The sequence below is a fragment of the Bacteroides sp. AM37-9 genome, assembly GCF_003603455.1.
GTDB lineage: Bacteria > Bacteroidota > Bacteroidia > Bacteroidales > Bacteroidaceae > Bacteroides > Bacteroides xylanisolvens.
On the sequence record NZ_QTNF01000002.1, the window covers coordinates 258,463 to 271,493 of the forward strand.

General features: G+C 42.4%; 6 protein-coding genes. All 6 read right to left on the reverse strand.

Features of this window, described 5'->3' with window-relative positions; translation table 11 throughout:
• Positions 1–18: 18 nt before the first annotated feature.
• The 6 genes from DW862_RS02250 to DW862_RS02275 all read right to left on the reverse strand — a co-directional run bounded on the left by DW862_RS02250 (position 19) and on the right by DW862_RS02275 (position 12,925).
• On the reverse strand, positions 19–2,376 hold the full coding sequence (locus DW862_RS02250) for a GH92 family glycosyl hydrolase (protein WP_004311027.1): 2,358 nt from the start codon (positions 2,374–2,376) through the stop codon (positions 19–21).
• 10 nt (positions 2,377–2,386) lie between these two features.
• A complete protein-coding gene (locus tag DW862_RS02255; protein ID WP_120067219.1) occupies positions 2,387–3,181 on the reverse strand; it encodes a basic secretory family protein in 795 nt (264 codons plus the stop codon).
• Between the two features lie 13 nt (positions 3,182–3,194).
• The gene (locus DW862_RS02260) at positions 3,195–5,537 is read right to left on the reverse strand and encodes a GH92 family glycosyl hydrolase (RefSeq protein WP_120067220.1); all 2,343 of its coding nucleotides are present in this window, start codon (positions 5,535–5,537) and stop codon (positions 3,195–3,197) included.
• A 6-nt stretch (positions 5,538–5,543) separates the two neighbouring features.
• Positions 5,544–7,829, reverse strand: coding sequence for a GH92 family glycosyl hydrolase (locus DW862_RS02265; protein WP_117610956.1), 2,286 nt, complete (start codon positions 7,827–7,829; stop codon positions 5,544–5,546).
• Positions 7,830–8,134: 305 nt separating this feature from the next.
• Positions 8,135–9,760, reverse strand: coding sequence for a RagB/SusD family nutrient uptake outer membrane protein (locus DW862_RS02270; RefSeq protein ID WP_120067221.1), 1,626 nt, complete (start codon positions 9,758–9,760; stop codon positions 8,135–8,137).
• Positions 9,761–9,787: 27 nt separating this feature from the next.
• Positions 9,788–12,925 carry a TonB-dependent receptor gene (locus tag DW862_RS02275; RefSeq protein WP_049701842.1) on the reverse strand — a complete coding sequence of 1,046 codons (3,138 nt, stop codon included), beginning with the start codon at positions 12,923–12,925 and terminating at the stop codon, positions 9,788–9,790.
• Positions 12,926–13,031: the final 106 nt, after the last annotated feature.

Genomic DNA, 13,031 nt, shown 5'->3' on the forward strand with positions numbered 1-13,031 from the left:
CTCCTTCAAAAGTTATTTTCACTGGTTTGATATACCCGTTTTCATCAAATTTACCTGATATTTCATTGTCTTTCCAGGCAACGACAAAGAAGGAGCTACCGCTTCATCCGATACCGCACGCTTATAGTTCGGTTTACTGCTCATGACAAAACGTAGTTTCACGCCATCACGTATATCCTCATATTTCAAATAAGATTTGTCATACTTCTTGCCATTCACATACAATTCCTTTACATACACATTCTTCGGCGACCAATTATCTGCTACCATTTCAATAACTTTTCCGTTGCTCATCCGAACTGTTATTGCCTCAACGCAAGGAGAACCAATGTTATACATATTGCTTGAAGGAGCCACCGGGTAAAAGCCAATGCAATTGAACATATACCAAGCCGACATCTGCCCGCAATCGTCATTGCCACTTAATGCATCCGGAGTATCGCCATAGAAACGGTCAACAATAGCACGGACCCACTTCTGACATTTCCAAGGTTCTTTCAAGTAATTATAAAGATACGCTACATGATGGCAAGGTTCATTTCCATGCCAATAAGCTCCGATACGTCCCTGAATATCATGTGCTCCCGGAATATCATCCGGCAACTCTACTGTGAACAGTTCATCCAACCGGTTGCGGAACCAATCTTCGCCAGCTTCGTTCATATATCCTTGTACATCTTGTGGTACATACCAAGTATATTGTACAGTAAAGCCTTCCGTAATATCCCCCCATCCATTTACAGATCCGGGGCCCTGATAAGCTACCGGAGTAAACGGTGTACGCCAGTTTCCCTGACTGTCCTTGCCACGCATATATTTCGTTTCCGGATCAATCAAAGTCTGATAAGAGAGTGCACGATTCAAGAAATAACGATAATCATCCTCTTTACCCAAAGCCTTGGCAGCCTGTGCCATGCAATAATCATCATACGCATATTCCAATGTTTTAGATACTGACTCCGCCTCTTTATCAAAAGGCACATATCCCATCATACGATATTCCGGCAAACAGTCATAATTCGGATTCATCGCCGTGGTCTTCATAGCCTCATACGCACGTTCGTAATCGAATCCTTTCACTCCCTTCACAATCATGTCAGCCAATACGGAAACTGCATGATAACCAATCATACACCAAGTCTCATTTCCATAAAACGACCAGATAGGAAGCATTTTCTCCACACTCTTATCATAATGAGCCAACATGGAATTGGCAATATCGGCATTCACTTCCTGCTGCACCAGATTGAACCAGGGATGCAAAGCCCGGTAGGTATCCCAAAGAGAGAATACCGTATAGTTGATAAATCCTTCGGCTTTCTCTATATTTTTATCTAATCCGCGAAACTGCCCGTCTGCATCCTGAAAGATGAACGGATGCAAAGCCGCATGATAAGCCGACGTATAGAATGTTCTTTTCGTTTTACGGTCGGCAGTAAGGGTATATTTTCCAAGTTCTTTTTCCCATAGTGCTTCTCCTTTAGCTTTCAGATCATCGAAAGTGAGTCCAGCAAGTTCCGCCATATTGTTTTTTGCCCCGTTTGTGCTGACCGATGAAATAGCAGTTTTTACAATCACTTCCTCTCCGGCTTTCGTATCAAAAGAGATGCAAGCCATCAGATTCTTTCCCCAAGCTTCATAGCTGCTACGAAACCGGGAGGTATTGTAAATCACCGGTTTCTTATTCTGCATAAAGCGCAAGCCGGTCAACTTTTTAGAGAAAGTAGCCGTGAAATAAATATGCCGTTCCGGTCCCCAACCTTTCACCAGTTTATATCCGGTGATGGTAGAATCATTTTCCATGCGCAGATTTGCCCATTCACAAGATTGCCATAAAGTATGGTTCATATCGATCATAATAAAAGCTTTATCCGATTGAGGATAGGTGAAACGAAACATACCACTACGTACCCCTGACGTCATTTCAGCCTTTACTCCATAATCTGACAGTTCCACCGCATAATAATTAGGTGATGCCCATTCCTTTTCATGAGAATAACGTGAACGGTATCCCTTTTCCGGCTCCTCACGTGTCCCCGGATCCAGTTTCATCTCTCCTGTTCCGGGAATAAACAAGAAGTCTCCCAAATCAGGTATACCAGTCCCGCTTAAATGAGTCAGACTGAACCCCAACAAGGTGGAATGATTATATTTATAACCGGAAGCCGCATCATAGTATTTACTATCCGTGTCCGGACTCATCTGAATTCCCCCGAAAGGAATCTGCGCACCCGGATACACATTACCATAACCATCTGTTCCCACAAATGGATTCACATAATCAATCAGTTTCTCGGTTTGAGCCATGCCTGGCAAAATACTCACCAGGCACAGCCATACTAAAAACAATCCTCTTTTACCCATTACACTCACCATATTTACATTATTATGCTTGTATATCACCTACAGCGACCTGATACTCATGCCATAATTCGTCAATATTATATTCATTCCCTAAAATATGTTTGATAGCACCATCGAACGACCAAGGCACCACCTCCAACGTACTGCGATTGAACTTACGCAGGAATTCAGGATCTTTGTTATCACGCAACCAGACAAAGAAATAACCGGCTGTACGATAACCGTCCATATAGTTCCCGCCTTTCGGACGGGCATTCGGTCCGTCAAATCCTCCATTGGCAACCCGCACAGCATCTGCCATTCCCTCGATAAATGCCCAGAACACACGATTGGTTCCATAAGAACCGATTCCTTGCGGTTCCAGCTGATAAGCATGTGTCAGTTCATGCAACAATACCCCGCGTGTTTCGAAAAACAACTTTGCCGTATCATTCGCTGCAAAAGATTTTTCAATATGACGTGTACTGTAGAAAATCGTCACATCACCATTGCCACCGCCTTTAGCAGAAATACCGTTGATATCTTCCAAAGTATAATGTATCTTGTGCACTGCGGGAATACTATCTTCCGGAGAATTGTAAAGAGTAGCTAATACAGTACGTGCCTGTTCCTTGATATACGATTCAGCATCGGGAATGATCCGGTGGTAAATGTCCGATCCCAGCGTTTCCGGTGCTTTATCCTCAAACAATACAGCACCTGTATTGTACTCTTTCCATACATCAGAATTATCCTTCACCTGTTTTTGCACACTTGCAGCACAAGCCCCCATACCTACCAGCAGGCAGGCTGCATAGATTAAATGTATCTTTTTCATACTCCTTTATTGATTATTCGTTGATTCCGTTAGTTAATGAATAAGGTTTATCCTCCGGTGATAATCCGCGACGTTTGTTAGGTGACGCCCCCATCTTGAATTCAAGCACGCCTCCTTTCAAAATGTCTTCATGTGTAATGTACATCTTGTCGTATACCTTACCGTTCAATTTCAGCGACTGCACGTAACGTTTCTTATCGCTGACACCCGGCGCTTTGATCTCCAATGTCTTTCCATTAGGAAGCATCATCTTCAGATAAGGCAGGTAGGGCGCTCCCAATACATACTGGTCTGTACCAGGACAAACCGGATAGAAACCCATCACGGAGAAAAGGTACCATGCTGACATCTGTCCGCAATCATCATTTCCACCCAATCCGTTAATATCATTCTTATACATCTTATTCAGAATCTCACGCAGCCAGTACTGTGATTTCCACGGCTGGGAAGTCCACGCATATAGATAAGGAACATGGTGGCTCGGTTCATTACCATGCACATATCCGCCGACCAAACATTCTTCCGTAATATCCTCATTATGCTCATAGTACTTCTCCGGCAGATGCATGGAGAACAGTTCATCCAGTTTCTGCACGAACGTCCCTTCTCCTCCCATCAAGTCGATCATGCCAAATACATCGTGTGGCACATGAAAAGAGAAATTCCATGAATTGCCTTCGATAAAACCTTCACCATAGGTTTGCAATACATCAAACTCTTTCTTGAAAGAACCGTCACTATAACGGGGACGTGCAAAACCAATACTTGTATCATAGATAGTACGATAATTGAGGGCACGCTTTCGGTAAATCTCCGCTATTTCCTTGTTACCTGCCTTCAAAGCTGTCTGATAGATAGTCCAATCGTCGTATGCATACTCCAAAGTAGAAGAGGCTGCTGTACCACTTTTGTCAAGCGGAATATATCCCAGCTTCATATAATCAGCTATACCTTCATAATACGGAACGGTGGATGTACTGACCATTGCCGCCAATGCCTCATCCACATTCGAAAAGACGCCTTTGGTTATTGCATCCGCCAGTACAGACACAGCATGATAACCGCTCATACACCAGTTTTCATTTCCCATCAGACTCCATATCGGCAACATTCCATGTACGCTTTGTTGCTCATGTTTAATCATGGATTCCACCATATCCGCATTGCGTCCCGGTTTCACCAGATTCAGGAAAGGATGTTCCGCACGATAGGTATCCCAAAGGGAAAATATAGTATAGTTGGTGAATCCTTCCGCCCGGTGTATGTTATGATCCAGCCCACGATAGGAACCGTCTACATCCATATACACAGACGGATTAATCATGGTGTGGTAAAGAGAAGTATAGAACATTGCTTTCTGATCGGGCGTACCTTCGATCTCGAAATGCTTCAGTTCACTATTCCAATCTGTACGAGCAGCTTCCGCCAACTGTTCGAAACTCTTTCCGGAAGCCTCGGCATGCAGATTCTTAATGGCCCCTTCCGTACTGACTGCCGACAATGCCACTTTTACAACCAGTTCCGAATTGTTAGCGGTATCGAAGTTAAAGTAAGCCACGATTTTTCGACCTGTGATTTCGGGGAAGTTCTTTTCCATCTTGAAACGACGCCAGAAGCCATTGTACAGTACTTTTTCCTTATCCTTATATCCGTAGTCTTTAATCGGCTGTGACAAAGAGATAGCAAAATAGGTATAATTCGTGCGCGCCCATCCGTTGGTGATACGGTATCCGGTCAACAGAGTATCGTTTTCTACCCTTAAATTAGCCCATAGTACTTTGCCGTCATAATTATAAATACCATGCACCAGATCCAAAATCAAATGACCATCTTTTCCTTTCGGGAAGGTATATTTATGTATACCCGTCCGTTGTGTTGCTGTCAGTTGGGCCTTAATGCCATAATCGTCCAGTATCACTTCATAATATCCGGGAACAGCTTTTTCTGTAGCATGGTCAAAACGTGAACGGTATCCCTCTTCCGGATAATCCGCCCGACCGGGATTTAACTTCACATCGCCAACAGCAGGCATCAACAAGATGTCTCCCAAGTCAGAATGTCCCGTACCACTAAGATGAGTGTGACTGAAGCCAACAATGGTCTTGTCCCTATATTGGTAACCGGCACAATACTCGTAGGCATTTTTCTGATAAGCTCCATTTACATTATGCGGAATTGTGTCTGTGTCCGGACTCAACTGTACCCATCCAAAAGGAGTACAAGCACCGGGAAAAGTGTGCCCCATCCCATTGGTCCCGATAATCGGATTCACATAGTCTACCGGCTGTTGAGCTATGGCGGACAAAGTTGCTGCCGCCATAGTCATCATCAATACTTTCTTTCTCAAATTATTCATATCAGCTTACTTTGCGTCACGAGAGAATGAATACGGGAAGTCTGATTCGTTGATACCTCTTCCCTTATTCGGTTTGTTATCCATATCAAACACCAGACGACCGCCTTTCAACAGATCGAAATGGTTCAGATAATTCTTTGTATAATTCTTGCCATTATAATTCAATGAACGAATATAACGATTATCATCGTTATTCTTCGGGGCGGAGATTTCCAGTTTCTTGCCGTTCTCCAGTGTAATCGTTGCTTTCTTGAAGTAAGGAGCTCCCATTACATATTCATTGCTGCCGGGACATACCGGATAAAATCCCAATGCAGTAAATACATACCAAGCCGAAGTCTGACCGTTATCTTCATCTCCACAATAACCGTCCGGAGTAGGAAGATAGAGGCGGTTCATCGTCTCACGCAACCAATATTGGGCTTTCCAAGGTTCGCCGGCATAGTTATACAAATAGATCATGTGCTGGATAGGTTGGTTGCCATGCGCATAGTTACCCATGTTAGCAATTTCCATTTCACGAATCTCGTGAATCACTCCTCCATAATAGCTATCATCAAATACAGGAGGAAGATTGAATACAGAATCAAGCATACTAACAAACATCTTCTTGCCGCCCATCAGATCAACCAGTCCTTGTACATCGTGGAATACCGACCATGTATAATGCCAACTATTTCCTTCCGTAAAGGCATCTCCCCATTTAAAAGGATTGAAAGGAGTCTGGAAAGTTCCGTCGGAATTCTTTCCCCGCATCAACTTAGTTTCCGGATCGAACAGATTACGGTAGTTCTGACTCCTTTTCTTATAAACATCCAGTTCTTCTGCCGGACGACCTAATTTTTCACCCATACGGTAAATGCACCAGTCATCGTATGCATATTCCAATGTGCGTGCCGCATTCTCATTAATTTTCACATCATACGGCACATAGCCCAGCTTGTTATAATATTCATATCCACGGCGTCCGGTAGTAGAAACTTTCGGATGTACGCTATTGGCCCCTTTCAGTAGACCTTCATACATTTTTTCTGCATCCGCTTTGGTTATATTCTTCATGAAAGCATCCGCCACTACAGAAGCAGAATTATTCCCAACCATGCAACCACGATGGCCCGGGCTTGCCCATTCAGGAAAGAATCCACTTTCAAGATAGGTATTCAACAGACCTGCCTGCATCTTCTCACCCATTGAAGGATATATCAAATTAACAAATGGAAACAAGCAACGGAAAGTATCCCAGAATCCAGTGTCGGTAAACATATATCCCGGACGGATTTCACCATTATAGGGGCTGTAATGCACAGTTTCCCCCTTACCGTTTACTTCGTAAAACATACGAGGAAACAACACCGAACGATACAAACAAGAGTAGAACGTACGCATACGGTTCTCATCGCTGTCTTCAACCTTGATACGCCCCAAGACATTGTTCCATGCCTTACGACCGGCCTCTTTTGTCTGTTCAAAGGTCTTATTACCAATTTCTTTCAAGTTCAGTTCAGCCTGTTCAGGACTGATGAATGAGGATGCCACCTTTGCATGTACCTGTTCTCCTTTCTTCGTTGAAAATCCGATAGCAGCACCCACGTGATTGGATTGTAGTTCGAGATGTGTTTCAACCAAATGATAGTCTGCCCATACTTTATTGAAAGTAAAAGGCTTGTCGAACTCTATCACAAAGTAATTTTTAAAGTTTTGAGGAACACCGCCACTATTGCGTGTCGTATAACCAACTATTTTATTTTCTTCGGGAATCACCTTCACATACGAACCGCGGTCGAAAGCATCTACCACCACATAGGCATCAGAGGTTTCAGGGAAAGTGAAACGGAAATATGCGCAACGTTCCGTCGGAGCTATTTCAGTTGTCATGTCATACTCTGACAAATAAACACTATAATAATAAGGAGTGGCTTTCTCTGCCTTATGAGAGAACCAGGAAGCACGACTGTCCTGATCGATCTTCAACTGTTTAGTCATCGGCATGATTGAGAACTGACCGTAGTCATTGATCCACGGACTAGGCTGATGGGTTTGCTTGAAACCTCTGATTTTGTCGGATGCATAAGTGTAAGCCCAACCGTCACCCATCTTTCCGGTTTGTGGCATCCAGAAGTTCATTCCCCAAGGCAACGCGATGGCAGGATATGTATTCCCATTAGATAGTGATATTTTCGAATCAGTTCCCATTAAAGGATTCACATAGTCTACCGGTTGCTTTTGCGCAAAGGTAGAAGAAGCTCCCAATAGCAGGGCTATTGCGAAAGATAGTAGTTTCTTTTTATTCATGGTCTACGAATTAAGCTATTAATTAGATTATCAAGTCTTTTTTATTTACGTTACAAATTAAAGCATCTTTCTGTAATTATCAGTCCTCTGATACGCCAAAATAAGAAAAAAATAGCATTTGGTCAACCAAAGGATACGAGCGTCAACGAGAGTACAAGTTAAATAAGTGAGAATCAGGATGTAATATTTATGTGCATACCACGAGAGTACAACCGGAGGACTAACTGTTTAAGCAATAGAGAGAGGATAATTTGCCTTTACCCTCTCTCCAATTCTATCAGAAACAAATATTTATTATTACCTAATTAATTCCATCCCGGGTTCTGACGTCCTTCCAACGCAGGATTAGCCTGAATTTCATCTAACGGGATAGGCCATAACAAAGCATATTCAGGAATGGCACCGGCTCTTGTGCTTCCATCGGGCTTGTTTTGAATTTGAGCCGATGCAAGAGCAGTCCATTTCAATTTTCCTGATTCGGTAGATGCTTCCGGATACAAACGAGTACGACGAATGTCATCCCAAATCTTAAATTCCAACGGTAACTCATGCAAACGTTCAGTCAAAATCGATTGTATTAAATCGTTTCCTGTAGCCGTCTCATCTGCCAATCCAGCACGTTTACGCACTTGATTGAGATAATATTTAGCTCCACCGACAGCATTATCTTCATGATTTGTACGTGCCAGACCTTCGGCCGCAATCAGCAAGACTTCCGCAAAACGGAATACCGGCATATTATAATCACCGTCGTGACCGCTAATCAAAGCATTTTCATCAAACCATGCCCAGTTGCCTGCATTATTCAAAGTATGAGTATTTCCTTCAGCATCGGTATATTGCTTAAAGAAGAACTGTTTCTCATGTCCTCGAATATCATTAGAGGCATAGCTGTTAAGCAACATATCACAGGGAAGGTATGCATTATACAGCACGTCTCCTCCCGGATGGAACACTCCCCACTGAAAAGCATCTGTCCCGATAGAACGACAAGCATAAGAGTTACCTACACTATAATCACTATAATTGTATTCTTTAGCATAAATGATTTCAGCTGATTCTTTCGTTGTCTTAATCACATTATACGCAGAGTTCAAATCATCAGTCGTTCCATTCGGATGAATAAGTCCGTGAGGACTATCATTAATCACTTTCAATGCCATCTGTGCAGCTTTTCCATAATAGTCTGCCCCCCCGTTTAACGGTGCACCAGCCCATTGTAGATAAACTTGTGCCAGCAAAGTCTGCGCCATTGCTCTGGTAACATAACAGCCATTTTCATAGAACGTTTTATTCGGCAATGCATCCCCGTTGACAATATCCAGCAAGTCGGCTTCAATTTTCTTATAAACCTCTTCAGCAGAAAGACGTTCTTTGTACATACCTTCTGTAGATGTGTAAGGTTCTGAAATATAAGGAACACCACCAAATTCTTTGACCAGCCAAAAATATCCGTATGCACGGAAGAATTTACCTTGAGCCACATAATTATTAATAGTAGCTTCATCCAGCACCCCGGTCATTGTCGGAATATTGGCTATAACAAAGTTGGCACGTGAAATACCTTTATAAAACTCATGCCAGTATTTCATTGCAATATCATCAAAAGATTCAATATTGAAGTTACACCCTTCGGATGCCGTAGTAAATGTTCTATCCTTACGCTTATCAACGTACAATCCGGACACAATACCACCCCACATTGTCGCTTTAGGAGTCCAGCCACCGCCTACATCAGTGTTGTGTAAATAAGGTACACCACCAAAATACAATGCGTTCACACCTGACTCCGCATCAGCTTTCGTCTTCCAGAATTGGTCAGATGATTTCATATCCAATGGTTCTTCTTTCAGGAAATCGTCGCATGAATTCAGCAACACAGAAAGTGAACACATACAAAATGCAGATATATATACTTTTAATAGTTTCATAATTCTTATGGTTTTTATAACGGTGAATTAAAATGCTACATTAAGACCGAACGTAAACGTTCTCGGACGCGGATAGGTGAAGAATTGGCGGTTAGCCCCCCATTTGTTGTCACCTAAACGAGATGAGTTATCCGGATCGTATCCGTTATAGTCCTTAGAAGTAATCAGGAACGCGTTATTCACATTCGCATACAAACGCAATGAAGACAGACCGATCTTCTTAATCAGTGTCGGATTGAAGGTATATCCGAGCTGAATCATGTTACAACGCAAATAAGAACCATTGCAAACCCAGTCATCATCTGCCTGGTTATTAGCTCCCTGACCAAAGTTATTCAGACGAATTGCCTGTTCTTTACCCGACGGATTGAGAGTTGGATGCCATGCTTCCTTATAAAGACGGTCTATACCGTTAGTCAGGAAACGGGCTACAGTAGAGTGATAATATTCTTGCATCACGTCTACCCCCCATGTAAACTGGAAGTCTAAAGTCAAATCGAAACCTTTATAATTGAAGGTATTGATAAATGAGCCCATCCAGTCTGGTAATCCGTTACCGATAATTTCGCGTTTCTTATAAGTTACCTTTTCACCGATAGTGGAAGGTATGTTCATTGTCTCCGGATCCCAGTTAGACGGAATACCATCGTAGATACCGGCGCGCTTATAACCATAGAAAGAAGAAAGCTCTTCACCTTCACGGATCAACATATCGTAACCCACAAAACCGTCGGTCGTAATCTGACGCTTACCGGTGACAGGATCAACAGATGCACTTTCATCCAACTTCTCTACACGGTTTTTGTTGAAACCTAAATTAAGAGTGGAAGTCCACTGGAAATCATGTGTCTGAATAGGATATGCTGTAACCAGAATATCTAAACCACGATTGGAAACGGCTCCAATATTATCCATAATGGAAGAGTAGCCTGTTGATTCAGGAACCGGACGGTCGAGCAACAAATCTGAAGTATATTTATAATAATAGGAAATATCGAAATTCAGTCTGTTATTGAATAAACCCAACTCGAATCCTAAGTCCCACTGTCCAGTCTTTTCCCATTTCAAGTCAGGATTAGGCATATTGTCCAGATAAGACACAACGTGCAAAGCATCACCAATAATCGTATTTGACTGGCTTACCGTGGCCAATGACTTATAAGTACCGATTTCCGAGTTACCTGTCACACCGTAAGAAGTATGCAGTTTTAGTTTGCTAATCAATGAGTTATCTTTCAAGAAGTCTTCATTAGAAATCATCCAGCCCAAGCCGACTGACGGGAAAAATGCATATTTATTGTTCTGTCCGAATTTGGAAGAGCCATCATAACGACCGGTTACGGTAGCCATATACTTGTTGTCATAAGAATACGCCAGACGCAAGAAATAAGAGTTCATTGCCCACTTGTCGTAATCACTGCCAACAGAAGGACGATTCGTTCCGGAACCTAAATTATAATATCCGTAGAAGTCATCAATATACTTACTGTCGGAAGCTTCGAATTTGGTATAATTATACTCTTGCCAAGACATACCCGCCATTGCATTAATGTGATGTTTGTTTATATCTTTCACATAAGTCAAATAGGTTTCTTCCTGCCAATACAAAGAGTTGGAGTTATTTGCAGAAGCTGCTCCCTCGGAACTTTGATTAATCATCGGACGCGGAGTGAACGGCGTATAGTTAGCATCACGATTATTGTGGTAGTCGATACCGAACTGGGTCTTCAAATCCAATCCTTTCATGAGATGGAAAGTCAAAGCAGCATTACCAAAAATCTGCGTACGATATTGCATAGCCTGCATCCGTTCGAGCAACTCAACGGGATTACCTACACCTTCCGGGCTGAATCCTTGTTTTCCGCTATTAGGATCAGTCTGATTATTGAGAATAGAGCTTGTATTAATAATGTTCGTCTGCGTATATTCACCATCCAGCTTAACCGGTAAGAAAGGCAACTGTTCGATCATTGTACGCAATGCGCCTTGTCCGTAAGGGTTATCAGAAGTTCTATTACCCCAAGTATGATTTACTAATAAATTAACGGAAGTAGACAGCCAATCAGTCGGTTTGTCATCATACGCCAATTTTGCATTGATACGTTTGAAGTAGGAATTCAACAAAATACCCTGTTGATCGGTATAATTGATGAATGCTCCGATAGAAGATCCTTCTCCTGTACGTTGGATACTGATCTGATGGTTATGAGAGATGGCAGTGCGGGATGCTTCATCCTGCCAGTTGGTATTATATTTCGGAGAACCGTCTGCATTGAACAAACGTTCGTCTGTGAATATCTGTGACAGATCAGTTGTGAAGTTCTTGCCTTGAAATTCGTTGGCATTTTCCAATCCCTGCTTGAAGGTAGACATCCATTCGTTAGCATCCATTACATCTATTTTTCTAGCCATCTTACCGATAGACAATGAACCATCATAGGAAACATGGACTCCTTTTCCTGCATTACCGCGCTTGGTAGTCACCATGATAACACCATTCGCACCACGGGCACCATAGATGGCAGCAGAGGAAGCATCTTTCAATACTTCGATAGATTCGATATCATTCGGATTAAGCAATTCGAAGTTTGACATCACCACTCCATCTACTACGTACAGCGGTGATGCCGATGCGTTGATAGTAGAAATACCACGAATGATGACACGTGATTCTCCACCCGGCTGACCGGTATTAGAGAAGATATTCACACCGGCCACTTTACCCTTCAATCCGTCAAGCGCATTGAATGATTGTGCTTTCAGCATGTCTTTACCTTTGGCTGTGGAAATGGAACCCGTCAAGTCTGATTTGCGCATGGTACCATAACCTACAACGACTACTTCGTCCAGTGCTTTCGTATCCGATTGCAGAACTACGTTCAGAACATTACTCTTTAATTCCGAGACTTTAAATTCTTGTGTGATATAACCAATATACGAAAACACCAAGGTGGCATTGGAAGGAACAGAGAGAGTGTATTTACCGTTAATGTCAGTGATTGTTCCTGTACTACCGTTTTTAACTTTCACCGTACCACTGATAACCGCCTCTCCCTGATCATCGGTTACCGTACCGGAGATTGATTTTACAGATTGAGCATTCATGCCCAAACTCAACATCATACCTATTACAAATAAGGTAAGATACTTTAGTTTTTCATTCATAATTCCTTTAAATTTGATTAGTAATAAGGTTAATTCCCTTTAAAAAGATTGTTGCAAATAAAGGCTATTCGAATAAAAGTCCAATGCTCTACCTTGCCAAAAAAAC

What these genes read in the sequence shown, in the direction of transcription:
- DW862_RS02250 (WP_004311027.1), bottom strand. Translation starts at nt 2,376, where the DNA reads ATGGTGAGTGTAATGGGTAAAAGAGGATTGTTTTTAGTATGGCTGTGC.
- DW862_RS02255 (WP_120067219.1), bottom strand. Translation starts at nt 3,181, where the DNA reads ATGAAAAAGATACATTTAATCTATGCAGCCTGCCTGCTGGTAGGTATG.
- DW862_RS02260 (WP_120067220.1), bottom strand. Translation starts at nt 5,537, where the DNA reads ATGAATAATTTGAGAAAGAAAGTATTGATGATGACTATGGCGGCAGCA.
- DW862_RS02265 (WP_117610956.1), bottom strand. Translation starts at nt 7,829, where the DNA reads ATGAATAAAAAGAAACTACTATCTTTCGCAATAGCCCTGCTATTGGGA.
- DW862_RS02270 (WP_120067221.1), bottom strand. Translation starts at nt 9,760, where the DNA reads ATGAAACTATTAAAAGTATATATATCTGCATTTTGTATGTGTTCACTT.
- DW862_RS02275 (WP_049701842.1), bottom strand. Translation starts at nt 12,925, where the DNA reads ATGAATGAAAAACTAAAGTATCTTACCTTATTTGTAATAGGTATGATG.